Here is a 25,110-nt window from a genome sequence, read left to right on the forward strand (position 1 = left end):
TGAATGGCATCACCTCAGGGGAGGGCTACTTCCCCTATTTCAGTACTTCACCCCAGGTGCGCTAACGGCCACCACCTAGCCAACGCCAAGCCACACTTTCGGCGTGAGCAAGCGTACGGACGACCGCCAGTTTGCCTGTTTCACGCTTGATGCCTGCGCGCTTCAGTTTCAACGCCAGGCGGGGCGGTAGCCCCACGAAGATGATCCCTACGCCTTGCTCGCCCAGCTCTCGGCGCAGCGACTCCAGTGCCACGATGGCGGTGGTGTCCAGGCTGGGCACCTCGTGCATGTCCAGCACGACCATACGAACGTCGGGGTCCACGATGCGTAGCGTGGCGATGGCCTTTTCGGCGGCGCCAAAAAACAGCGGGCCGCTCATCCTGTAGAGCGCGGCCTCTGGTGGAAAGCACTCTCCTGTAGAGGGTGAGTCCAGGCGCTGAGTATGGGTCAGTTGAGCCATTCGGCGGATGAACAGGGCGGCTGCCAGCCCGATACCGACGGCCACCGCGATGACCATATCGAAAATCACCGTCAGCCCGAAGCAGATGAGCAGCACCGCCACATCGCTGGCGGGGGCGCTTTTCAGCGTATGCATGAAGTGGCGCGCCTCGCTCATGTTCCAGGCAATGATGAACAGCAGTGCCGCCAGAGAGGCCATGGGAACAAACCCCAACAGGCCTGCCAACGCCACCACGGCCAGCAACACCACCAGCGAATGCACCACGGCAGCGATAGGTGAAAAGGCACCGCTCTTGACGTTGGTGGCAGTCCGAGCCAAGGCCGCCGTGGCGGTAATGCCACCAAAAAAAGGCACCACCATGTTGCCCAGGCCTTGGCCAATGAGCTCGGCATTGGGGTCGTGGCGGGTGCGTGTCAAACCATCCGCTACAACGGCACACAGTAGCGACTCGATGGCGGCCAGTAGCGCGATGGCCAGGGCGGGGCCCAGCAGCGCCTGAATCAAGGCAAAATCGATCACCAGTGGCTGACCATCGGCGCCGGGAAAATGCCACGGGGCGATCAGCCCAGGGGCGAAAGGGGGAATGCCGTTGCCGTGTTCACCGCCAAGCTCCCAACTGAAGCGAGACGCAATGGTGTCCACTTCTATTCCGCCCCACAGTAACAGCGTGGCGGCCAACGTACCGATGGCCAGGCCTGCCAGCGGCGCGGGGAGGGGAGTGTGCAAGCGTGGCCAAACCAATAGCACGGCCAGCGTGACCAGTCCCACGCTGAGCTCTTCCAGCGACAGGCTCGGCAGTGCCTGGCCAATCAACAGCAGGTTGTGCAGGGTACTGTCGCCGAGCGTAATGCCGCTCAAACCCAGAAAGTCAGGCAGCTGCAGCAGCGCAATCACCACGCCGATGCCCGCTGTAAAGCCAAGAATGACCGGGTAGGGCACGTATTGGATCAGGCTGCCCAGCCTGGAAAGCCCGAGGGCCACCAGGATGACGCCCGCCATGAACGTGGCAATGAGCAGTCCGCCGAGACCATGGTGGGCGACGATAGGAAAGAGGATGACCACGAACGCTGCCGTTGGGCCGGAGATGTTGAACCGCGACCCTCCGGTCAAGGCAATGATGGCACCGGCGACGATGGCGGTGTAAAGGCCGTGTTGTGGGGGCACTCCTGTGGCTACGGCCAAGGCCATGGAGAGGGGCACCGCGACCACGCCGATGGTCAATCCCGCCAGAACATCGCGCTTCAACCGATCCAGCGTATAGCCTTCACGCCACGCCTGTAACAGAGCACTACCAGGCATCGGGAATACATATCCCGACGTGCGAGCGTCACGAGACATGGGAAAGCCTCCTCAACGATAAGCCAAACAAGCTCTTACGCTACGCCTGAGCCTGCGTTCTCACAACAAGGCGTTAGTCTCGACCGTTCGTCTCGAACAGGCATAAAAAAATCCCGGCACGGTGGCCGGGATAGAGATTGCAGGGAGAACGTGCTGACGCTACATCTGGGCGTCTTCTGGTGGCTCGCCGATGGTGCCGGGCATGGCTTGCACATGGCCCATCTGCTCCCCGGCCAGGGTCAGGAAGTGCAGGTGGCGTTCGTACTCGGCCACCAGATCGCCAATCACCTGACCACGGGTATAGCCGTTGAGGTCTTTATCCTGGCCGCCTTCGGCCAGATAGACATCCAGGCGCACGTAGAAGTCATCGTCTGCCGGGATGAAGCTCGGGGTGCGCATGCGGTGCGGGCAGACCTGATAGACAAAGCTGGTGGCTTCGCCAAAGTCGACCTGCAGCGTCAAGGTGGGCAGCGACTCGCCTTCCACCTGCTCTTCGGTCACGTTGGCGGTTTGGCCACGGCTTTCGAGCTCCTGGGCAAACTGGGTCATGGCGGGACGGATCGCGTGCTCGATGGTGGCCGCTGCCCCGGCACGGTTGGAGGTATCCAGCGCACGGTCCAGGCGCTCGCGCCAATCGCCGCCAGGCGCACTACCTGCAATCATGCGGCGTGCATCGGCCTTGCTGCCTTCCAGCTTCAAGGCTTTGTAGGTGCCTACCATGATGGCAAAAATCACCACCGAGAACGGTAGGGCGGTGATCACCACGGCGCTTTGCAGCGCGTTCAGTCCGCCTGCCATCAGCAGTGCCACGGTAATCAGGCCGATCACGGCCGACCAGAAAATGCGCAGCTTCACTGGGGCATCATGGTTCACGTCGCTCAGAATCGAGGTGAAGTTGGCCAGTACCAAAGCGCCGGAGTCGGCGGAAGTAATGAAGAACACAATGCCCAGCACGGTGACCACGGCGGCGGTGATACCGACGTAGGGGTAGTACTCCAGCAACGTGTAGAGGGTGGTTTGCGGCGAGTTCAACGCCTGTTCGCCCAGCTCGACGACGCCTTGATTGGCGACCAGCTCGATACCGCTGTTACCGAAAATGGACATCCACACCATCATGAACGACAGCGGAATGAACAGCGCACCGGCGACGAATTGGCGAATGGTGCGGCCACGAGAAATACGCGCCAGGAACAGGCCCACGAAAGGCGTCCAGGCAATCCACCAGCCCCAGAAGAAAATGGTCCACCACATTTTCCACTCCTGGGCGCCTTCATCGGCAAACGCGTAGGTATCGAAGCTGGCGGCGACAAACCCGGAGAGATAGTCACCGGCGTTGTTCACCACCTTGTCGAGCAGGGTCAGGGTATCGCCAGAAAACAGCACGAACAGCATCAGCGCCAGCGCCAATAGCATGTTGAACTCGGAGAGGCGGCGAATGCCCTTCTCGACCCCGGTCACCACAGAAATGGTGGCCAGCACCACGACCAGACCAATCAGGATGATCTGTACCGTCAACGTCTCGGGAACGTCGAACATGTAGTTGAGGCCGTAATTGAGCTGCAGAACGCCAATCCCAAGACTGGTGGCGATACCGAACACGGTGGAAATGACCGCCGTGATATCCACGGCATTACCGATGGGGCCGTGGATGCGCTTGCCCAGCAGTGGGTAGAGGGCGCTGCGGATCGCCAGTGGCAAGCGGTGGCGGTAGCTGAAGTAGGCGAGTGCCATGCCCATCAGCACGTAGAGCCCCCATCCCGAAAGCCCCCAGTGCAGGTAAGTCTGAACGACAGCGTTGCGCATGGCCTCTTGGCTTTCAGGCGTCAGGTCCGGCGGGGCCAGGTAGTGGGCCACCGGCTCTGCCACGCTGAAAAACAACAGGTCAATGCCAATACCGGCGGCAAACAGCATGGCGGACCAGGAGAGCAGTGAGAACTCCGGGCGTGAATGGTCCGGGCCCAGGCGTATGTTGCCGAAGCGCGACATGCCGATCAGTACCACGAACACCAGGTAGGCGACGATGGCGAGCATGTAGTACCAGCCGAAGGTGGTGCTGACCCAGGCCAGGCCCGCGTCGAAGAAAGCGCCTGCCTGCTCGGTAAACAGCATGGTCATCACCAGAAAGATGAGTATACCGGCGACGCTGCCGTGGAAAACCACGGGGTTGAGTCGATCCCGCGAGGGGAGGGTCGAGTTGTCTTTCGCCATGGAGGCGGACTCCTGTTGTTAAGACAAGGGAAGAATTATTTTTGAATGAACGTTCAAATAAAATACGCGGTTTGCTACGCCAGTTCAAGTGACGAGCCAACCACGTAAAATGATGAAACAGGAGTATAGATAGCCCTGCGCCCAGCAGAGCTGGGCGCAGGGTGGCAGGACGAACGTTAAATCAACGCTTATTCAGCATTGGCCTGATCACCGTGGCGGCCACCACGCTTGCCGTGCTCCTGACGGTATTCGGCGTGCACCTCGTGCATGGCATCCCGCAGTGCCTGCTGCTCTTCATCTGACAGAATTTCTGCAACGCGGGCCTGATGCTCCTCACGCAGCGCCATGACCGCTTCACGATGCTCGGCATGGGCCTGATTCAGCGCGGTTTGCTGCTCTTCGCTCAGCTCGGCGCGCTGGTAAACTTCCTGGCGGCGCTCTTCCATGCGCTCGTGCATGGCTTCACGGTCCATGCCACGGTGCTCATGATGGTCGGCTTGCGCGGTGAACGCCAGGGGCATAAGGGCAATGGCCAGAAAGGCAGGAGCAAAACGTTGGCTAAGAGACATTTTCATGGCATACCTCATGGGTCATTAATGGGCTAATGTTGACCATGGCAGTATCCAGGGGCTTGGTGTAAATCGGTTGCAGGAAGTGTGCAACAACCGTGGTCTTATGCGGAGGGGCAAGGATCACGCCACAGGGTGAGGGGAACAGGAAACAGGAGAACACCATGCCAGAACTTGGATTCATTGGCCGCTATGCGCGCCTGGGCGCGCTGGTAGCGCTGCTCAGTGGCTGTGGCGCCACCCATCAGGCCAGCCAGGGTGAACCGGCCATCGAACGCCAGGGCCTGCGGGAGGCGCTGCCGTTCACGGCGCTGGTCCAGCAGCGCTATACCCCGGACGACTGGCCCGAGCCGCTGGTGGCCGATGTGCTGCTCCCCCGCACCGAGGGCGCGGGCCTGCGTCCAGCCGCCCTGCTGGTGCATGGGGGCGGTTGGCGTAACCGCAGCCGTGACGACATGGCAGGCATTGCCCGGCAGCTGGCTGAACAGGGCTACGTCACCGTCAATATCGAACACCGCTTCGTACCGGAATATCGTTTCCCCGCCCAGCTGCACGACTTGCAGCAGGCCATGGCCTGGCTGCATCGCCATGCCGACGAGTGGCAAGTGGATACGAACCGCATTGTCGGCGTGGGCTTTTCCTCAGGGGCTCACCTGGTGAGCCTGTTGGCGCTGGCGGGCAGTGAAGGCCCCCTGGCACACCCCTACGGCGGCGAGCATGCCCGGCTGGCGGCGGTGCTGGCCGGCGGTTTGCCCAGCGACTTGCTGAAGTTCAACGATGGGCGGCTGGTGGTGGACTTCATTGGTGGTACGCGCGCAGAGAAGCGTGACGCGTATGCCCTGGCATCGCCCGCGCGGCAAATCACACCTCAAGCACCGCCGTTCTTCTTGTTTCACGGCCGCTGGGATCGGCTCGTGCCCGTCGATCACGCCACCGATTTTTATGCCGCGCTTCAGGCGCAAGGTACGCCCAGCGAGCTGTATCTTCAGCGTGGCCGAGGCCATTTCGCCAGCTTCCTGCTGCGTGGCAGTGCCATCGAGGCAGGTATCGCGTTTCTGAATCAGCAGGTTCAGCCGGAGGGCAGGCGCGGGAACTAGATGTCAGAGGGTTGTGTGAGGGCCGAGCTGACGGGGCCAGTGCGTCTTGCGCTTGGCCCGTTTTTTATTTGACGCCCCACCTGGCGAAAGCAAAAATTAAAACGGTTGACTTAAACTCAGCGGCTGCGTTATTCCATGGAGAGCCTGTGCGGTAGAAAAACATGTAGAAAGCTAATAAAAACAATGGCCCCTTCATGAAAGGGCCCCAACGAAGAGAATGTGCATGTCAAATGATCACTTCTATGACAGCGCGCCGTGGGCACATCTTTATGGCACCAACCATCACGCGATAGGTGACCAGCCGCAGCCGCGCTTTGCCAGTATTCCCGCGATGGTCACTGCGGCAGCCCAGCAGTTTGGCTCCCACACCGCGTTCACCACCTGCATGCCCAACGGCATGAATGGCACGCTTGCTTATCGGCAGACGGACACTCTCTCCGATGCGTTTGCGGTTTACCTGCGTGACACCCTGGGGCTTGCCAAAGGCGACCGCGTTGCGGTGCAAATGCCCAACTGTCTCGCGCTTCCGGTGGCCATTTTCGGCGTTTTGAAAGCGGGCTGTGTGCTGGTGAACGTCAATCCGCTCTATACGCGTCGAGAAATGGAGCATCAGTTCAACGATGCTGGCGTCAAGGCGCTTGTCATCATGGATATGTTTGCCGACAAGCTGGAGGACGTGCTCCCCAACACTGGCATTCAGCACGTCGTACTCACTTCGCTTTCGCAATGGTTTTCACCAGTCGTACGCACGGTATTGGATGCCGTACTGAAATATTGGAACAAAGCCATCCCCAGGCACTCGCTGAACGCCGTGACGTTGAGCCAGGCCATTCAAACGGGCAGTGCACGGCAAGCCGAACAAGGCATAGACGTGGCGCGCTACTGGCAGGCTATCGCGCGTGAAGACACCGCGCTGTTGCAGTACACCGGCGGCACCACCGGCGTCAGTAAAGGGGCAGAGCTGACGCACGGCAATCTGCTGAGCAATTTAGAACAGGTCGATCTGGTGGTTGGCAGCCACATAGAGGTTGGCAAAGAGTGCGTTCTCACCGCACTGCCCATCTACCATATTTTCGCGTTCACGGTGAACCTGCTGGCGTTCTACAGCAAAGGGGCGCACAACGTGCTCGTGCCCAGCCCGCGGCCTATCCAGAACTGCCAGCGCGCTTTTGATAACTACCCGATCTCCTGGATTTCAGGCGTCAATACGCTGTTCAACGCGCTGCTCAACGAAGAGTGGTTCACCGTGTACCCGCCTAAAAACATGAAAGTGGCGATGGCGGGCGGCACCGCGCTACATAAATCCGTCGCTGAGCGCTGGCGCGCGGTGGTCGGCACACCGATTGCCGAAGGCTACGGGCTAACCGAAAGCTCTCCGGTGATCTGCTTCAACCCGATTGGGCATGAGCGTGCTAACAGCATCGGCATTCCCGCGCCGTTTACCCAGGTGCGCATCGTCGATGAACAGGGCGTGACGGTTGCCCCGGGCGAGCCTGGCGAGATTATCGCGCGCGGCCCACAAATCATGAAAGGTTACTGGAACAACCCGGAAGAGACCGCCAAAACGTTAAAAGATGGCTGGCTTTACACCGGCGATGTGGGAACCATGTCAGAGGATGGTCACTTTCAAATCGTCGACCGTAAAAAAGATATGATTCTGGTCAGCGGATTTAACGTTTACCCCAACGAAGTAGAAGACAGCATTGCGCGCTTACCGCAAGTGCAAGAGTCCGCCGTCATTGGTGTCCCCGACGACCAGACAGGCGAAGCGGTTCACGCCTACGTCGTGCTGCGTGAACAGGGGCTAAGCGCCAAGGACGTTATCCGGCACTGTAAAACAGAGCTTGCCGCCTACAAGGTTCCCAAAAAAGTGGTGTTCTGGGATGAGCTGCCCAAAACCCCTGTTGGCAAGGTGCTGCGCAAAGAAGTGCGTGCCATCGTGCAGGGCAGTCACGCCGAGACTAAACAACAATAACCGCAAACAGCGGCAGGCTACGGAGTTACAGCACTATGCTAAGCCCATTGGAAGAAAGCTTACTGTCGATCATGATGGTGATCATCATGTTCGGCATGGGGGCATCGCTCACCTTCAAGGACTTCAAACTCTCCATGCGCCACCCCCAGGCCATTGGGGTTGGCTTCTCATCGCAGTATCTGCTGATGCCTTTTATCGCCTTTGCCCTGGCGCGCCTTCTCGACCTGTCGGTTGAACATACCGTGGGGCTAGTGCTGATGGGGTGCATGCCGGGCGGCACGACCTCCAACATTTTTGCCTACTTCTCACGAAGCCTGCTCAGTCTCAGCATCATGATGACCATCTGCTCCACGCTGGCGGGCTTTGTTCTTGTGCCGCTGTGGATGGCGTTTTATACCCAAGGGATTGATGACGCCTTCCGCATACCGCCCGACCAAATTGGCCGCCTGCTGTTCGTACTGCTGATTCCAACGCTGTTGGGCATGTGGATACGCCGTAAAAATGCCAACCTTGGCGCGGTCATTGAGCTGGTAGGCGGCGTGTTGGGGGCTATCGTGATCGTGTTTCTGGTGGTGACGTGGGCACCGCGCAACTGGCGCTTGCTGATGGAGACCAGCTGGCAGGTATATGCAGCGGTGATTCTGCTCGGTTTGGTGGGTTTTCTGTTCGGTTATTTATTCTCCCGCGTGCTCAAACTCAACCCGCAAAAAGCACGCACGGTATCTCTTGAAACGGGGATTCAAAACGGCCCGCTGGCCGCATTGATCGTCATCATGACGTTCAGTGGCGAAACACAGCAGCTGATTCTGCTCATACCCGTCATGTATTCGCTGTTTATCGTGCTGAACTCCACGGCCGTAGCGGTGTTTTACCGCAAGCTAACGAAAAAGGAGGAATTGGCCCGCGATCAAGCCAAGGTCGAACCTTCGTAGGTCGGTCGGAAGGTTCAGCCGGAGGGCAGGCGCGGGGACTAGACTTTAGTTGGTTTTGATCCCCGTGCAAGGTTGATGACAGTTTCGTGGGATAGCGTTGTTCTCTACAGGCAGCCGCCTGATTCTAATAACACGCACAACAAGAGACATCGCTATGCTCAAGCAACCTGTCAGCTCGTTTCCTCGCGCGCTTAAATCCCTGCTGGTGGGCGCCTCCGTCACGGTAGCGTCACTGGCCATGGTGTTGCCTGCTGCGGCAGACAGCTACCCGGAACGCCCGCTCAACATGGTCGTCGGGTTTGGTACCGGCGGCAGTGCCGATCGGTTGGCCCGCTTGATGTCGGGATACATCTCGGAAGAGATTGGCGTACCCATTCAAGTCACCAACCGCCCCGGGGCGGGAACTCAGGTCGCTTCCAACTACGTGCTGAACGTACCGGACGACGGCTATACCGTTTATGCCTCTACCTTCGCCCCTTACCTGACCAACTCGATTCTGACGGGTGGGGCCAATTTCAGCGTGGATGACTTCTCTTACATCAATTTTCAGTGGTTCGACCTCGACCTGATCGCAGCCAACAAGGACAGCGGTTACGACGACCTGCCTTCGCTTTTGGAGGCGATTCGTGCGCAGCGCGGCCAGGTGCGCGGTGCCGTGGTACAAGGCTCGGCGGGCCACCTGATGGTGCGGTTGTTGCTGGAAGAAGCGGGCATCCCCCAGGAAAATCTCAATCTGGTGACCTACAACAGCGGTGGTGAAGCACGTTCGGCGGTGGCCGGTGGTCAGGTGGATTTCGTCTCCATCAGTGCACAGGGCAGCGAGGGCATTCGTGAGTTCCTGACGCCGCTGGCCATCGTCAACGACGAGCGTATCGAGCAGTGGGATGCGCCGACCATCAATGAGGCCCTTGCTCCCATGGAGCTGGAAGTGCCGGTGCTGCAAGGCTCCATGCGCGGCTTCGCGGTGACCAGCGAAGTCGAGCGCCAGCATCCGGGCCGTTACGAAGCCCTTGCGGATGCCATCCAGAACGCACTGGCGCGCAAGGACGTGCAAGAGCATCTGGAGCGCAATGAAATGGGCGGCGTATGGGTAGGCCCCGAGCGTTCCAATGAGCTGATGCGCGAAAACTACGAAGTGTTCGAGAAGTACGCCCACCTTCTCAACTGATCACCCCATCGTCTGACGATCCTGTAGTGGCAGGCACCCTAAAGGGGTGCCTGCCAGGAGTTTACCCATGACGGCACAAAAACGTGACTATGGGGACGCGCTCGTCCTCATCGGTCTGGCGAGCTTTACGCTGTGGTATCTGATGGATGCCATTCGCGTCTCCGCGACCCCCCAGAACTTACTGCTGATTCTTCCCATGGCGCTGCTGGTACTGGCGCTGATTGCCCTGGAGGTGGTACTGCGCCTGAAGAAAGGCACGCTGCTGACCCAGGACCAGCAAGAGGAACCCCTGCTGCGTACGCTGCCGGTGGTGGGCCTGTTTGCCGCTTACGTGATGTCGTTGGAAACCCTGGGTTTCGACCTGGCGACGGTGGCGTTCATCGCGTCTTTTCTGATTCTCAAGGGTGAGCGCAACTGGCTGGCGGTATTCGGCTTCAGCGCGCTGTTTGGCCTTGGTGCAGCGTTCTTTTTTTCGCGAATGCTGCCTTACCCCATGACGCTGCTGCTGCTGCCCAGCTGAACGCATCGAAGGAGGCAACATGATTGATTTTGGTGCCGTCGAGCAGAGTATGAACCTGCTCTTCTCCAGCGCAGGCCCTTGGCTTGTGGTGATTCCCGGTATCGTGCTGGGGCTGATTTTTGGGGCAACGCCGGGCCTGCAGATCTCCATGGCCATGGCGATCTTCTTGCCCATGACCATGTACATGGACTTCATTCAGGCCATGCTGTTCTTGACGGCGATTTTTACCGGCGGCTCGTTTGGCGCAGGGATCCCGGCCATCCTGATGAACATTCCCGGGACTTCCTCGGCCATTGCCACGGCCTTTGACGGCTACCCGATGGCGCGACGCGGGCAGCACAACCAGGCGCTGGGAGTGGCGTTGGCCGCCTCGGTGGTCGGTTCGCTGATGGGCTACGTGGTGCTGTTCTTCATGATCCAGCCGCTCTCCTATATGGTCCTGCGCCTGGGGCCCGCCGAGATGTTCGTGGTGATCCTCTGGGGCATGACGCTGATCGCCAGTCTCAAGGGGGAACAGGTGCTCAAAGGCCTGGTGGCCGGTTTCGTGGGGCTGCTGGTAGGAACCATCGGGTTCAACGAAATTGGCCTGGCCCGGGGCACCATGGGGCAAACCTACCTGCTGGACGGGGTGCCGGTGATTCCTGCCATGATGGGCATGTTTGCGGCGTCCGAGCTGTTCAAGCTGGCCAACAAGGGGTTCATCGTCGAGTCTGCGGATGCGCGGAAGGTACGTGCCAGCGAAATTTTTCAGGGCTGCAAGATGGCGCTGCGTCATCCTGTGGTGATGATTCGTGGTGGCTTGATCGGTGTGCTGGTGGGCGCGGTGCCCGGCGTCGGGTCGTCGGTTTCCAATCTGCTCTCCTACATCGAGACCAAGCGGCGGGATAAAGACCCGGACTCCTACGGCAAGGGCAACCCCAAAGGGGTCGTCGCGTCCGAGGCCGCCAACAGCAGCTCGGAGGGCGGCTCCATGGCAACCCTGCTGGCGCTGGGTATTCCCGGCGGTGGGGCAACGGCGGTGATGCTGGCCGCGTTTGCCATGCACAACATTACCGGTGGCCCGCAGTTCATCCGCCAGCAAACAGACGTGGTCTACGCCATCATCTTTGCCAACTTCGCCCAGGTATTCTTGCTGGTCATCGTGGGGATGTTGTTCATTCCGCTGCTGGCCAACATCGTCAAGGTGCCCATGCGCTATCTGATTCCTTCCGTGCTGGTATTGGCGGTCATGGGGTCGTTCGGGCTCACCGGCAACATGACCGGGCCTGCCACGGTGCTGGTGTTTGCCGTGATCGGCTGGATCTTCCGCCACTACGGTTACTCGGTGCCTGCGGCGGTCATTGGCATGCTGCTGGGGGCTCTGGCGGAGAAGTCGCTGCTGCACTCCTACCAGATCAGTGGCGGGGACATCACCTACGTGCTGGAGCGGCCTGCGACCCTGGCCATCCTGGCGCTGCTGTTGATTTCGCTGTTTGGCCAGCCGCTGGTCAAGCGCTTTCAGGCGCGGCGCGTGGCGGCAAAAGCGTAGCGCAACAACGGGGGCGCGAGTGAAGAAAACGCTGAAAACCATTGGTTTGGGATGTTTGGGTGGCCTGGTGGCCACCCTTTTTTCGCTGCCGCTGGCGTGGATGCTAGGGGCGCTGTTCATGGTCATGGGCGTTTCGCTGGCAGGCGTTCGCACCGGGGTAGACAAGCGCTTGCATCGCGTGGCCATTGCACTACTGGGACTGTTCATCGGCAGTCGTATCCACGCGGACGAGCTGGTGAGCCTGGTGCAGTGGTACCCCAGCGTGCTGGCCATGCTGGCCTACATGGTGCTGATGCTGGCAGGAGGGTACTGGATCTTTGCTCGTGCCCGCGTCGGCAGCCTGAACGCCATGTTCTGTGCCTACCCAGGCAGCATGAACTCGGCCTTGGTGCTGGCCGAGCGTGCCCATGGTGACCTGCGCTGGATCGCCATTTCTCACTCGCTGAGGCTGGTCACCGTGGTATCGGGCGCGGCGCTGCTGGCCAGCCTGTTCGTCGACAGCGTGGCCTTGCCGCCCTCGGCCGAGCCGCTGTCGCTCATGGGGGTGCTGCCACTGCTGCTGGCTCCTGCTTGCTGGTGGCTGGGTCGACTGATCCGCTTGCCGCTACCGGAGTTTCTGGGGCCGATGGCGGCAGGTGCCTTGATTGCCAATGTGGGCGTAGCCTACACGCTGCCCAATGAAATCCTGCTGGTGACCTTTCTGGTGCTGGGATCTTCGGTGGGCTCGCGTTTTTCAGGCACCCACTGGAAACAGGTGGTGCGGGTAGGGCGGTTTGGCATGCTGTATGCGCTCTTTGCGCTGGTGGTGGCCGCGTTGATGGCCTGGCTGGTGGCCAGCGTCACGTCATTGCCGTTCGTGGCGGTGATGCTGGCGCTGATACCGGGGGGCGTCGGGGAGATGGCGGTCATCGCCATGGTCATGGGGATCGACCCGGTTTACGTGGTCTCTCACCATATTCTGCGGCTGCTGCTGCTGATCTTCATGACGCCGCTGATGATCCGCCTGACGACGCTGGCAGCACCGGAAACGCCACCGTGACTTCCAGCCCGCCCTGAGGGCGATTGCGCACCGCAAGCTGGGCGCCGTGGGTAGTGGCCACCTGTTCGACGATGGCCAGGCCAAGGCCGCTGCCCGGTGCATGGGCGTTATCGCGGAAAAACCGTTCGGTGAGCTGCGGCAGCCGGGCGGGGTCCACCCCCACGCCGTCATCGTGCACGCTGAGTCGTACCGTATCGGCGTCATGGGTGAGGCCAATGGTAATGGTGCCCTGGTAAGGGAGCGCGCCGCCCGCGTGGAGGCTGGCGTTATCGATCAGGTTGATCACCAACCACTGCAGCAAAATGGGGTCGCCATGAATGGAGGGCAGGGCCTCGGGCTGCTCGAAGGCCAGCTCCTGGCCCTTTTGGTAAATGCCGGTGGCGACCTGCTGGCAAGCCTGCTGGCATAGTGCGATCAGGTCGACGGTCTGCAGCTGGGTGAGTTCGAACAGCTCACTGCGGGTCTTGGCGTATTTCAGCAGCTGTTGCACGGTGTGCCCGGCATGCTCGGCAATGCGCTGAATCTCCAGCAGGTTGGCCCTGTTGGCGGGTGATTGCTCGCTCTTCAGGGTCATTTCCGTGAGTGCCCGAATCTCTGAAATGGGCGTGCGTAGCTGGTGGGAAACGTCGGCGTTGAGCTGTTGGGTGCTGGTAATACTGCTTTGCATGCGTTGCATCAGGTAATTGATGCTTTGCGTCAGGGGGCGTATTTCTCTGGGCACGCTGTCGCGAATGGGCTGCAGATCGTGGGGCGAGCGCTGGCGCAGTGCGCGGCTGATGGCGTTCAAGGGGGCAAGGCCACGGTGGATGGCGAGGAGTGCCAGCGTGATCGCCAGCAGCCCGGTCACCGCCGTGAGCCCGGCCAGGGTGACCATGAAGTCGTGGGTCAATGAGTGCCGGGTCTCTTTTGATTCCGCCACGATGACTTCGATGTCCACGACATCACGCCCGCGGCGAAAAGGGAAGGTCAAGGCCACGGCCCGCAGCTCGTTGCCTGCGTAAGCCACGTCGTAAAACAGCGGCGCGTCGAGGGAGTCGGGCGGATCGCCCAGCCCTTGAAAACCGGCAATCATGCCCCCCTGGGCTTCCCGGATACGGTAGAAAATCTTGCCCTCCCCACGACTGCCCAGCGTGCTGATGCTGAAGTAGTGCATGTTGATGCGTAGCTGGCCATCGGCGGTATATACCCGACGCTCCAGGCGCTGGGCGGCATTCAGCAGCATGGCGTCGAAGGCTTCGTTGATCTGCTTGCTCAGCAGCAGGTAGCTGGAGAGCAGGGCCAGGAAGGCCAGGGCGGTGAACGGCAAGGCAATCCACAGCAGCAGGCGACTGCGGATGGAGCGGGGTGTCTGGGTCAAGGCGCGCCTTCCTCCGAGGCGGGTGGGGCCAGGTAATAGCCCAGCCCTCGCACGGTTTTCAGGCCGAAGTCATGGCCGATCTTTTTGCGAATACGTGAAATGTAGGTTTCCACGGCGGCGTAGCTGATGGCTTCATCCGTCGAGGAGAGCCGGTCGATGATCTGGTCCTTGCTGACCAGTCGATTCTGATTGATCAGCAGGTATTCGATGACCTCCAGCTCACGGCGGTGTAGCGTGAGGGCCTGGCCGTCCACGCGCAGCTCCATGGCATCTGGAAAGAACTCCAGGCGCCCGCAGCGCAGGCTCTCACCGCCAAAATGCTTGGCTCTTCTGACCAGCGCGCGGGCTCTGGCGGCTACCTCGTTCAGCGAGAAGGGCTTGCACAGGTAGTCGTCCGCGCCGACTTCCAGCCCCAAAATGCGCTGGTCCAGGGTGTCGCGGGCGGAGATGATCAAGACGGGAATGGTGTTCTGCTGGTGGCGCAACAGGCGCAGCAACGACATGCCGTCGAGCAGCGGCAGCCCCAGGTCCAGTACCAGCAGGTCATACCCCCCTTGCTGCAGCATGAGCAGCGCTTTTTCACCATCGCAGGCCACGTCGATGGTGAAGCTGGCTTCTTCTAACGTCGAGGCAATCGAGCGCGCAAGATTGTCGTTATCTTCTACGATGAGCGCTTTCATGGTGCATTGGCCCGTAGCGGTGCCCAAGTGTGCCTGTTGATCTGCCAGGCTTACCCTTCGGGCTGATATTTGTAACCCACACCATACACCGAGCGAATGATTTCCTGCTCGGGCAGGGCTTCGGTGATCTTTTTGCGCAGCTTCTTGATATGGCTGTCGACGGTACGTTCGGACACGATGCGGTTGTCGCGATACATGTGATCCATCAACTGCTCGCGGCTGAAAATACGCCCCGGCGACTGCATCATAACGCGTAATAGCTGAAACTCCACGGCGGTGAGCCCCAGGTCCTGGCCATTGACGAGGGCCTGCCAGCCCTCTTCATCCAGGGTGACCGGCGCTTGCCGTGTGGTCGGGGTGTGGCCGGTGGCCTCGGCAATGGCCTGGCTGCGGCGCAGCACGGCCTTGACCCTGGCCACCACCTCGCGGGGGCTGAACGGCTTGCAGATGTAGTCATCGGCGCCCAGCTCCAGACCCAGCAGCCGGTCCACCTCCTCGACCTTGGCCGTCACCATGATGATGGGCAGCAGCGGCCACTGCTGGCGTATTTCCCGGCACAGGGTGAGGCCATCCTTGCCGGGCAGCATGACGTCCAGCAGTACCAGCGCCGGTGAGTGCTGGGTGAGCCAGGGCATCACGTCGCTGCCATGGCCGATGATGGTGGGGGCGAAGTTATGGCTGCCAAGGTAGTCCGCCATGAGCCTGGCAATTTTGGGTTCGTCTTCGACGATCAGCAGGGATGCTTCCTGGGTCATGGTCAACTCGCATTCAGTAAGGGTCAGAAGAAATCAGCGGAAAGCGCAGTGTCCAGGCCAGCCCGCCCAATGTCGAGGCGCTGGCTTCCATGGTGCCCCCGTGAGCACTCACCAGGGCGCTGGCAATCGACAGGCCCAGGCCGCTACCGCCGCTGGCACGGTTACGCGACCCCTCGACCCGATACAGCCGCTCGGTGAGCCGCCCCAGCTCGCTGTCGGGGACACCGGGGGAGCTGTCCTGCCAGACGATGACGGCCTGACCGCGCTCGCAGCCGAGCGTGACGCGCAGCGCCCCAGGCGATTGCGTATAGGCACAGCTATTGTCCAGCAGATTGCTCCACAGCTGGCGCAGGCGTTGGGCATCGCCGCGAATCATGATGTCCTCTTCCAGCTGGCAGGTCAGGCTCAGGCCGCTCTGCTCCAGCCAGCGGTCGGCGTCTGTCAGGCGGCTGCCCAGACTGTCGCTCAGGTTCAGCGGGGCCAGCTGGATGTCCAGCGCTCCCGCATCGCTTTGCGAGAGCAGCCGCAAGTCGGAGACCAGGCGCTCCAGCTGAGCCACTTCCTGGGCCAGCGAGCTCAGGTTTTCCTGATTCAGCGGGCGAATACCATCCTGCATGGCTTCGATTTCACCGCGCAGTACGGCCAGCGGGGTGCGCAGCTCATGGGCCGTGTCCGACACCCAGCGTGCCCGGGCCTCGCGGCTGGCTTCCAGGGTGGCCGCCAGCACGTTGAAATCCCGGGCCAGGCGAGACAGCTCATCGCGGCCGCGTTCGGGCAAGCGGGTATGGTAGTCGCCTTCGGTGAGCCGCAGGGTGGCACCGGCCAGCGCCCGCGTGCGTCGGCCCAGCCACCAGGAGAGCCCGCCAGCCAGCAGCAGAGAGGCCAGGCCCAGCGAGACCACGATCAGGATCAGGTTGCGCTGCTGGCGCTCCAGAAAGCGGCTCTCCATGCGCTCCATCATCTCCTGGGGCGGGCGAAAGCCGAGGGCCCCAATGGCTTCACGCTGGCCATTGGGCGCCAGGTCGCTGTAGAGGGTCATCCAGTGCCAGTTGCGGGAGCCCCGTGGAGTATCGCTGGGGGGAATGATGGCGTGGCCATCGGCATCCTGCAGAGCGAAATCCTGCGCTTCCCCCAAGGGAGATGGCCGATCACGATGCTCCTGGCCCAGTTCGAAGCGTACGATGTAGGGCCAGCGGTCGGGGGCCTCTTCCAGCCACGCCCAGCTGTTCTGAGTTTCCCAACGGGTAATCAGGCCGTCGGCCAGCAGCGTGGCGCGGCGCTCCTGTGCCTGGTTCAGGTAGTCGAGAAAGCCGCGGTCGATACTGTAGGTGACCGCCAGAAATACGCTGGCGGCAATGGCCACATTGACGCTCAGGATGGCCGCGAACAGCTTCATGCCCAGCCGCGAGGGGCGCCACTGGCGCAGGCTATGTAACGCCTTCATGGGTTAGCCCTCTCGGGTTCGGGAGGGGACGGTGCGCTGAGGCGTTCGCGCAGATTCTCCAGGCTGAGATAGAGGCAGGGCACCATGATCAGCAGAATCAGCGTGGCGAACAGCATGCCAAAGCCCAGAGAGATGGCCATGGGAATCATGAAGCGTGCCTGTCGCGAGGTTTCCAGAATCATCGGTGCCAGCCCCAGGAAGGTCGTCAGTGTGGTCATCATGATCGGCCGCAACCGGCGTGTGGCAGCGGCCACGATGGCTTCCCGAGGCGCCATGCCTTCGCGCCGCTTGCGGTTGGCGTAGTCGATCAGCACCAAGGCATCGTTGATGACCACGCCGGACAGCGCCAGCATGCCCAGCAGGCTGATGATCGACAAGCCAAAGCCCATCAGCAGATGGCCCCCAATGGCACCCACGATACCAAACGGAATGGCGGCCATCACCAGCAGCGGCTGCAAGTAGCTTCGGAAGGGAATCGCCAGCAGGGCATAGAGTGCCGCAATCATCAGCCACATGGCCTTGCGCAGCGTGGCCAGGTTGTCGGCGGTATCCTGCTGGCGGCCACCCATGCTGACTTCGAGGCCCGGCCAGGTATTGCTGAGGGTGGGGAAGACATCCTCCTGCAAGGTGGCGAGCACCTGATTGATGGCCTGGTCGCCCTCGGAGTCGGCGGTGACGGTGATGATGCGCCGGCCGTTGATGCGTTGCAGGCTGCTGGACGCCTGGCTGAGGGTGATGTCGGCCACCCGCGACAGCGGCACGCTGAGCCCCTCGGGGGTGCGTACGGGAAGCCGGTACAGCTCACTGAGGCTATCGCGAGAGGCTTCCGGTAAACGCACTTCGACGCTGACCTCTCGGCGGCCGATGAACTGCTCGACGGCGGTGGCGCCTTGCAGCGGCCCACGCAGGGCCTGTGCCAAGTCACTGCCGGTCAGCCCCAGCGAGCGGCCTTCGGCCGACAGGCGCATTTCCAGCTGTGGCTTGCCGTCGCCCAGGCCGCTGTCGATGTCCGTCAGCCCGTACTCCGCCAGCTGTTCGGCCAATCGTGTGGCGGCTGCTTCCAGCACCTGGGTATTGGGGTGCGAAAGCCGCAGGCTCAGCGCGGCGCCGCTGCCGGGGCCGCCAAAGTCGGATTCGAAGCGGACCGATTGCGCGCCCAGCAGGTCGCCGGTCAGTTCACGCCACTCGCGGGCAATGCGTGAGGGTGGCCAGCTCTCCAGGCTTTCCGAAGCGATGTCGAGGCGTACGGAGAGGCTTTCGCCATCCAGACGGCTACGGGTGCTGGTGAAGCTCAACCCCTCTTCACGCTCGCTCAGGGCCGTGGCGGCGTCCAGCAATTGCTGGCTCAATTCGCGGCTGACGCTGATGTGGCTACCAATCGGCAGGGTGACGCTGGCCTGCACCTGATCGGATTCGACCCGGGGCATCAACGAGAAGCCCAATCGGCCGCTCATGGCCCATGCCAGGGTGATCGCCAGCAGCGCCACGCCCAACGAGACGGTCAGCAGGCGCTGGTTCAGTGCACCCTGCAGAAAGGGCTCGAAGCGCCGGTAGGTGAAATGGTGCAGCCCCTGCTGCATGCGTAGCCGCACGGCCTCCAGAGGACGCTGCCAGGCTGGCGTTTGCCTCGGCTTGCTGGCGTGGGCCAGGTGCGCGGGCAGGATCAGCAGCGCTTCCACCAGCGAGATCACGAAGACCGTGATCACCACGACCGGCACCGTGGCAAAGATCAGCCCCAAAAAGCCGGGCAGGAACAGCAGGGGCAGGAAGGCCACGATGTTCGACAGGATCGCAAAGGTGAGCGGCGTGGCAATTTCCTGGGCGCCCTTGACCGCCGCATCGCGCAACGAGTAACCCTCTTCGCGATAGCTGTAGATGTTCTCGCCCACCATGATGGCGTCATCGACGACGATACCCAGCGCAATGATGAATGCGAACATCGACATCATGTTGAGCGAGACGCCTATCCAGGGCAGGAACAGCATGGCCCCCAGAAACGCCGTGGGAATGCCCAGCGTCACCCAGAACGCCAGTCGCGCTTCGAGAAACAGCGCCATCAGCACCAGCACCAGCGCCAGGCCCATCCAGGCGTTCTTGAGCAGCAGGCCGAGCCGGTCTTCGTAGACCTCCGAGCTGTCCCGGGCGATGTCCAGGCTCACGCCGTCGGGCAGGTTGGCGCGCAGCCGTTCCAGCTCGCCGCTTACTGCGTTGGAAATGCTGGTCGGGGTTTGGCCGCCGATCTGGTACACATCCACCGAGATGCCCGGCTGGCCGTTGTAGAACTCCTCCCGGTCGGTTTCGGCAAAGCCTTCACTGACCTGGGCAATGTCACGCAGCAGCACCGGCGAGCCCTGGGCCGTGGTCAGAATGGGCAGCTCGGCGAACTCTTCGGCGCTATTGCGGCGCCCCTGGTAGCGGATCAGCCATTCGCCCTCGGCGGTGGTCAACTGGCCGCTGGCCAGATCCAGTGCTTCGGCGGCGATGCGGCTGGCCAACTGCTGATGATCGAGTCCGTAGCGCTCGATGGCTTCATCGTCCAGGTGCACCTGGATTTCCCGGTCCCGGTTGCCGGAGAGCTCTGCCCGGGAGATGCCGCTGGTGGCCTGTAACTCGGCACGTACGTTCTCGGCGGCGTCGTGCAGGGCTTCCTGGCCCACCCTGCCGTACACCTGCAGGCTGACGACGCTGCGCGAGCGGCCTGCCAAGGTAATGCGGGGCGGGTCGGCAGCGGCGGGCAGGGTGGTAATGGCATTCACGGCCTGTTGAATGTCCTGGTAGGCGCGCATCACATCCACGCCGTCGATCAGCGTTGCGCTGACCACGCCGCTGCCTTCGCTGGCGCTGGCGGTCATCTCGTCGATGCCTTCCACGTTGGCGATGGCGGCTTCCATGGGCAGCAGCAGGCTTTGCTCGATATCTTCCGGGGTGGCGCCTGGGTAGCTGATGGAGACCTGGACGATTTCCGTTTCGAACTCCGGAAAGACCTCTTTCTTGATGGCCATCGAGGCCATCAGGCCGCCCACGATGAACAGCACCATCATCAAGTTGGGGGCAACGCCGTGATCCACCATCCACGCCAACGGGCCTTTACGCATCATTGAGCGCTCTCCTGATCACGTGCCGGGGTGTCGCCACGTTGGCGCAGGCGAACTTCCTGCCCCTCGCGGGGCTGCGCCAGGCCTGCAACGACCACGCGCTGGCCCGCTTCCAGGCCCTCCCGGATCAGTACGTCATCCTGGCCGCGATAAGCGAGAGTGACGCGGGTACTGCGTAAGCGGTTGTCGTCGTCCACCCACCAGACCTGCTCGCCGGGGCGAAGCGCGGCAGAGGGTAGCCTGATCAGCGGCTCCTGGGCGCGTGTGTGGAAGGTGAGCCGCATGACGTCGCCCAGCCGCAGGGCGGGACCCTCATGATTCAGGGCCAATGGGTCGTTCACGGCAATCAGCAGCTGGGCCTGCAAGCCGTTCTCTTCCAGGTTGGGCAGCACGGAGAGCAGCTCGCCCTCCCGTTCGGCCTGATCGGGCCAGCCCTGGCTGGTGAGCGTGACGCGACCGCCACTCTCCAGCCAGGCCAACGTATCGCCGGGCAGCGACGCGCGTACCCAGAACTGCTCGACACCCACCAGGCTGAGCACTTCGGTGCCTTGGCTCAGCAGGCTGCCAGCCCCCACCAGGCGCTCCTGAACCATGGCGCGCCAGGGCGCCGTGAGGGTGGCTCGTTCCAGGTTTAGCGCCGCCTGGTCGCGGACTACGCGCGCCTGGGTCAGCTGCGCCTGGGCCTGGCGCAGCTGGGGTTCACGCAGCACCAGCGCACGCCGTTCGGCGCTGAGCTGCCTGCCGAACGACTCGTACTCACTGCGGGCGCGCTGCTGTTCGGCCTGTTCCAGGGCCAGCTGGGCTTCGGCGTTTGCCAGTTGAGCCTGGGCATCCTCCAGTGCCAGCTGCAGGTCGGCCTGGTCGATGTAAGCCACCGGTGCTCCCTGCTCGACCACACGGCCGGGCAGTACGCCTTCGGCAAAACGTTCCAGCTGCCCGGCCACGCGGCTGGCCAGCAGCGTCGACTGTTCCGCTTCGACACGACCAAAGCCACTCAGGGTAGGCGACTGTTGGCGCTGCTCGACGGTCATCACGTCGACCACCGGGGGCACGGGCGGCGGCGGTGGCCTGCGCTCTACCCTGGGTGGCTGGCTGATGATCCACCAGGCCACGGCAAGGCCGCCTGCCAGTACCAGCAAGGCGGCCAGGGCACCCAGGCCCAGGCGGCCTTGCTGTGAGGAGGCAAAAGAGCGAGGTGGAGTCATGGCCGGGGGGTATCCATTGGCTGAAGGCAAAAATGCCCGAGAAGTGGCAAGATCATGCTAGCATCACCGATTCCTACGCAGCGATTAGGCAAGCATTGTGCAAATAGCGTGCAACCCAAACGCTGACGCGGTTTCCGATACCTGTCATCATTGACGTGAAAAACCATAGACTTCCTGGTCTGCATGACGCTATGAAAAACACCGCCACGCGCGATAAGTTGATTGATACCGGCGCTGAGCTGATTGCCCAGCAGGGCTATAACGCCACGGGTATCAATGCCGTTCTAAAAACCTGCGGTGTACCCAAGGGTTCGTTTTACCACTATTTTGCCAGTAAAGAGGACTTTGGTCTGGCGGTGATCGAGCGGTTTGCCAGCCAATACGATGCCAATCTGGCCACCTTGATGGAAGATTCGGCCGTGCCACCTCTCGAACGCCTGCGTCGCTACTTCGCGGCAGGCCGGGCGCATATGCTCGACTGTGACCACTCCACGGGCTGCCTGATCGGCAACCTGGGGCAGGAGCTGGCGGGCCAGAACGACACCTTCCGCGATGCGCTCAACGTGGTCTTCCAGCGCTGGGAAAAACGCCTGGTCACGTGCTTGAGCCAGGCGCAGGCAGAAGGCAGCGTGCCGGAAGCGTTGTCACCTGACACGCTGGCCAGCTTCATTCTCTCGGGGTGGGAAGGTGCCATCCTGCGCGCCAAGACGCTCAAGTCCCTGGCTCCCATGGAGCAGTTCGAAGCCATTCTGTTTTCCCACGTGCTGGCGACTGCGACACCACCACCCCGTTAATGGCGCGCACGAAAATGATACTCCCCTGCGGCGATATCGTTCTGAATGGCGGCCAGTAGCGCCGCATCCAGGGATGGGTCGTCCAGTGCCAGTAGCCCGCACTGGGCGAGCGCTTCGCGCAGGCTGGTCTGTTCATCCAGCCGCTGATACACCACTCTCACACAGCAGGGCATGCGCTCGCTGTTGTCTGCCACGCCCATCTTCAGCCCCGTCAATCGCGTTACCTGACTTTGAAAGCTGGGAAACAGAATGGTCTGGGTGATCTCGTGACCGTTCAGGGTTTCGTGGTCGATCAAGAACAGTCGGTCCGCGAGTTTGACTGCCGCTCCCACATAGCGGTTATGGCAGGGGCGTTTGCCGGGGGCCACCGGCATGCGTTCGGTGCGCTGATACACCACGCCGCCGTCGCGCTCCTCCAGACAGACCAGCGTGCGCATGATATGACCAGGGCGCGACATGGAGTGATAAAGCTCGAAGTAGCGCCCCAGGTAGCGCTCCAACCCTTCACTGCCCCGCTGCACCAGCGCATTGGGCCAGGGTAGCGTGGGGCTTGCCGTATCAGCACTCAATTGGCCGGTCTGTACCAAGGCGCGAAAATCCTGGTGGGGGAGGGCAATGTCGTCTGCGGCGATGCCAAAAAAATGGCATATTCGTTGGAGCGCCGCATGACTGGGGTAGTAGCGCCCGCTCAAGTAGCGGTTGAATTGCGCTCGGTTCATCGGCAGGCGGCGGCACACGTCGGCAATCGACGGGTAGTAGCTGCACAGCAGGCGCAAATTGGCCACAAATTCATCGTGCATGGGCGTGACTCGGGGCTCTTGGGCGGTGGCGGCTAATGTGCCGCCTTGCGCCCAAGAGTGCAACGGCTGATACCTCAAGCTGGCTTGAAATGATCGGCGAGCGTGCTTAAAACCCCGCTAGCACCAGCTTGCCTACGGTGCGGTTGCTCTCGATCAGCGCGTGGGCACGCGTCAGGTTGTCGGCAGTGATGGGGCCAAGTACCTCGCCAAGCGTCGTGGTCAAACGGCCGCTATCCACCATGGCGGCAACTTCGCTCAATAGGTCGTGCTGCTTGGCAATGTCCTCGGTAGTAAACAAAGGCCGAGTGAACATCAGCTCCCAGTGCAGTGACAGGCTCTTGAGCTTGAGTTTACGCACGTCGATCAGCGCCGGGTCATCGATCAGTGCCAATTTGCCCTGGGGCTTCAAGGCATTGATGATCGCCTCGAAGTGGTGATCGGTTTGGTTAAGGCTGATGACCATATCCACCTGCTCGTAGCCTGCGGCTTTGAGCGCTTCATCCAGCGGTTGGCGGTGGTCGATCACCGCATCGGCGCCGAGCGACGCGACCCAGGCTTGGCTTTCCGGGCGTGAGGCCGTCCCAATCACGGTGATATCGGTGAGCTGCTTGGCCAGCTGAATCAGAATCGAGCCAACGCCACCGGCAGCACCTACCACTAATAATGTTTTGCCTTTGGTGTCGCGCAGGCCCAGTTCCAGGCGGTCAAACAGTAGCTCCCAGGCGGTAATGGCGGTGAGAGGGAGAGCCGCTGCCTGGACGTCAGACAGACTTTTCGGCGCCAGGCTGGCGATACGCTCATCGACCAGTTGGTACTCGGCATTGGAGCCTTGGCGCGCAATGCTGCCTGCGTACCACACCCGGTCACCCGGCTGAAAGCGAGTGACTGCACTGCCCACGGCATCGACCACGCCTACCGCGTCGTAACCCAGCACCCGCGGCTCGCCGCCTTCGGGCAGCGCGCTTTTGCGCACCTTGGCATCTACCGGGTTGACGGAAACTGCGCTGACCGCGACACGAATATCGTGGGGCTCGGGGGTGGGCAGCGGCAGCTCGACGGCGTGCAGGGCGTCTGGGTGGTCGATCGGCAGGCTTTTGGTAAACGCGAATGCTTTCATGGTCGTTCTCCAAGCGATGATGAATGGCGACATCATGCCTGGGTGTCGTTTTATGAAAAAGAGGGCTAATGTAGCTAACAGTTTCCAATTTTTTTTGAAAATAAGGGCGCTATCGCTCCATGCGTACCGATGACCTAAACGTGCTTGTCTATGCCGCCGAGCACGGCAGCCTTTCCTCCGCCGCGCGGGAGCTGGCGATTACCCCGGCAGTGGCTAGCGTGGCGATCAAACGGCTTGAAGACGCGTTGGGCACGCGGCTACTGGTACGCTCTACCCGCAGCTTGCGGCTAACACCCGCCGGGGCGCACTATTTAGTGCATGCGAAAACGGCATTGAGCGCCCTTGCCGAAGGGGAAAAAGAGCTGCACCGCGAACGCCAGGAGATCGCGGGAGAGCTCAGCCTCTCCATGCCTTCCGATCTGGGCCGCAACGTGCTGCTGGGCTGGCTGGACCATTTTATGGCGCTGCATCCGCAGCTGCGTCTGCGGCTTCGGGTCAGCGATCGGGTGAGCGATCTGTTTCGCCAGCCAGTGGAGATTGCCCTGCGTTACGGCGTGCCGGAGGATTCCAGCCTGGTAGCCCTGCCGCTAAAAAGTGATAACCAACGGGTGGTGTGCGCCGCACCTCGCTATATCGCGCGCCACGGCGAGCCCGCCACGCCAGATGAACTACGCCAGCACAACTGTCTCTGCTTCAATCTTGGTGAGCGGGTGCATGACCAGTGGCAGTTCGGCAGTGAGCGTATCAGCGTGCAGGGCAATCGGGTGAGCGACGATGCTGAGTGCGTGCGCCGCTGGGCGCTGGCGGGAGAGGGCGTTGCCTATAAATCTCGCCTGGATGTTCAGGCAGACCTCGATGCAGGCCGCTTGGTGGCGCTGTTGGCTGCGTTTCCTACCGAGCCCGCGCCGCTGTATCTCGTCTGCCCGCATCGGCTGTCGCTCACGCCCGCCGTGGTCGCGCTGAAAGACTTTCTGATCGAGCGGTTACAAGAAGTCGTCGAATGAAGAGCATCATCTATCCGCGAGGAGC

General features: G+C 61.7%; 20 protein-coding genes. 9 read left to right on the plus strand and 11 right to left on the minus strand.

The genetic code is table 11. The features are described from left to right. Positions 1–61: 61 nt before the first annotated feature. The 3 genes from dauA to IE091_RS00705 all read right to left on the minus strand — a co-directional run bounded on the left by dauA (position 62) and on the right by IE091_RS00705 (position 4,581). Positions 62–1,798 (minus strand): C4-dicarboxylic acid transporter DauA, encoded by a 1,737-nt coding sequence (gene dauA, locus IE091_RS00695; RefSeq protein ID WP_189462553.1) that lies wholly within the window; start codon positions 1,796–1,798, stop codon positions 62–64. Between the two features lie 159 nt (positions 1,799–1,957). Continuing rightward, a complete protein-coding gene (gene betT, locus IE091_RS00700) occupies positions 1,958–4,006 on the minus strand; it encodes a choline BCCT transporter BetT (protein WP_189462554.1) in 2,049 nt (682 codons plus the stop codon). 188 nt (positions 4,007–4,194) lie between these two features. Further along, positions 4,195–4,581 (minus strand): hypothetical protein, encoded by a 387-nt coding sequence (locus tag IE091_RS00705; protein WP_189462555.1) that lies wholly within the window; start codon positions 4,579–4,581, stop codon positions 4,195–4,197. Between the two features lie 158 nt (positions 4,582–4,739). On the opposite strand from IE091_RS00705, the gene IE091_RS00710 reads away from it, so the two are divergent. From IE091_RS00710 to IE091_RS00740, 7 genes are all read left to right on the plus strand, one after another. Then, a complete protein-coding gene (locus IE091_RS00710) occupies positions 4,740–5,672 on the plus strand; it encodes an alpha/beta hydrolase (RefSeq protein ID WP_189462556.1) in 933 nt (310 codons plus the stop codon). Positions 5,673–5,895: 223 nt separating this feature from the next. Continuing rightward, positions 5,896–7,647, plus strand: coding sequence for an AMP-binding protein (locus IE091_RS00715; RefSeq protein ID WP_189462557.1), 1,752 nt, complete (start codon positions 5,896–5,898; stop codon positions 7,645–7,647). Between the two features lie 35 nt (positions 7,648–7,682). Beyond that, entirely contained in the window at positions 7,683–8,579 is an 897-nt protein-coding gene (locus IE091_RS00720) for a bile acid:sodium symporter family protein (RefSeq protein ID WP_016916240.1), read from the plus strand. A 154-nt stretch (positions 8,580–8,733) separates the two neighbouring features. Further along, positions 8,734–9,747, plus strand: coding sequence for a Bug family tripartite tricarboxylate transporter substrate binding protein (locus tag IE091_RS00725; protein WP_189462558.1), 1,014 nt, complete (start codon positions 8,734–8,736; stop codon positions 9,745–9,747). A 67-nt stretch (positions 9,748–9,814) separates the two neighbouring features. After that, entirely contained in the window at positions 9,815–10,267 is a 453-nt protein-coding gene (locus IE091_RS00730) for a tripartite tricarboxylate transporter TctB family protein (RefSeq protein ID WP_016916242.1), read from the plus strand. A 19-nt stretch (positions 10,268–10,286) separates the two neighbouring features. Next, positions 10,287–11,795, plus strand: coding sequence for a tripartite tricarboxylate transporter permease (locus IE091_RS00735; protein ID WP_189462559.1), 1,509 nt, complete (start codon positions 10,287–10,289; stop codon positions 11,793–11,795). A gap of 19 nt (positions 11,796–11,814) precedes the next feature. Then, a complete protein-coding gene (locus IE091_RS00740) occupies positions 11,815–12,834 on the plus strand; it encodes an AbrB family transcriptional regulator (protein WP_016916244.1) in 1,020 nt (339 codons plus the stop codon). On the opposite strand, the gene IE091_RS00745 is transcribed toward IE091_RS00740, so the two are convergent. The 6 genes from IE091_RS00745 to IE091_RS00770 are packed head-to-tail and all read right to left on the minus strand — an operon-like array spanning position 12,776 to position 21,370. Beyond that, entirely contained in the window at positions 12,776–14,191 is a 1,416-nt protein-coding gene (locus IE091_RS00745; protein ID WP_189462560.1) for a sensor histidine kinase, read from the minus strand. The two genes, IE091_RS00740 and IE091_RS00745, sit on opposite strands and share 59 nt — an antisense overlap. Next, positions 14,188–14,871 (minus strand): response regulator transcription factor, encoded by a 684-nt coding sequence (locus tag IE091_RS00750; protein ID WP_016916246.1) that lies wholly within the window; start codon positions 14,869–14,871, stop codon positions 14,188–14,190. Before IE091_RS00750 ends, IE091_RS00745 begins: the two co-directional genes overlap by 4 nt. 50 nt (positions 14,872–14,921) lie before the next feature. Next, entirely contained in the window at positions 14,922–15,626 is a 705-nt protein-coding gene (locus IE091_RS00755) for a response regulator (RefSeq protein WP_016916247.1), read from the minus strand. 13 nt (positions 15,627–15,639) lie between these two features. Then, positions 15,640–17,070 carry an ATP-binding protein gene (locus tag IE091_RS00760; protein WP_096921408.1) on the minus strand — a complete coding sequence of 477 codons (1,431 nt, stop codon included), beginning with the start codon at positions 17,068–17,070 and terminating at the stop codon, positions 15,640–15,642. Further along, positions 17,067–20,168, minus strand: coding sequence for an efflux RND transporter permease subunit (locus IE091_RS00765; protein WP_189462561.1), 3,102 nt, complete (start codon positions 20,166–20,168; stop codon positions 17,067–17,069). Before IE091_RS00765 ends, IE091_RS00760 begins: the two co-directional genes overlap by 4 nt. Further along, positions 20,165–21,370 (minus strand): efflux RND transporter periplasmic adaptor subunit, encoded by a 1,206-nt coding sequence (locus tag IE091_RS00770; RefSeq protein WP_096921406.1) that lies wholly within the window; start codon positions 21,368–21,370, stop codon positions 20,165–20,167. Before IE091_RS00770 ends, IE091_RS00765 begins: the two co-directional genes overlap by 4 nt. Positions 21,371–21,561: 191 nt before the next feature. Between IE091_RS00770 and IE091_RS00775 the strand changes: the two genes are divergently transcribed. Next, positions 21,562–22,164 (plus strand): TetR/AcrR family transcriptional regulator, encoded by a 603-nt coding sequence (locus IE091_RS00775; RefSeq protein WP_189462562.1) that lies wholly within the window; start codon positions 21,562–21,564, stop codon positions 22,162–22,164. Here the strand turns inward: IE091_RS00775 and IE091_RS00780 are convergent. Beyond that, the gene (locus IE091_RS00780; RefSeq protein WP_189462563.1) at positions 22,161–22,964 is read right to left on the minus strand and encodes a helix-turn-helix domain-containing protein; all 804 of its coding nucleotides are present in this window, start codon (positions 22,962–22,964) and stop codon (positions 22,161–22,163) included. The two genes, IE091_RS00775 and IE091_RS00780, sit on opposite strands and share 4 nt — an antisense overlap. A gap of 106 nt (positions 22,965–23,070) precedes the next feature. Continuing rightward, complete coding sequence (locus IE091_RS00785) at positions 23,071–24,081, minus strand: zinc-binding alcohol dehydrogenase family protein (protein ID WP_189462564.1); 1,011 nt, start codon at positions 24,079–24,081, stop codon at positions 23,071–23,073. Positions 24,082–24,200: 119 nt separating this feature from the next. Between IE091_RS00785 and IE091_RS00790 the strand changes: the two genes are divergently transcribed. Further along, positions 24,201–25,085: a LysR family transcriptional regulator gene (locus IE091_RS00790; protein ID WP_189462565.1), complete on the plus strand. Its 885-nt coding sequence runs from the start codon at positions 24,201–24,203 to the stop codon at positions 25,083–25,085. The last annotated feature ends 25 nt before the right edge of the window (positions 25,086–25,110 follow it).

It is taken from the genome of Vreelandella hamiltonii, from assembly GCF_014651775.1.
GTDB lineage: Bacteria > Pseudomonadota > Gammaproteobacteria > Pseudomonadales > Halomonadaceae > Vreelandella > Vreelandella hamiltonii.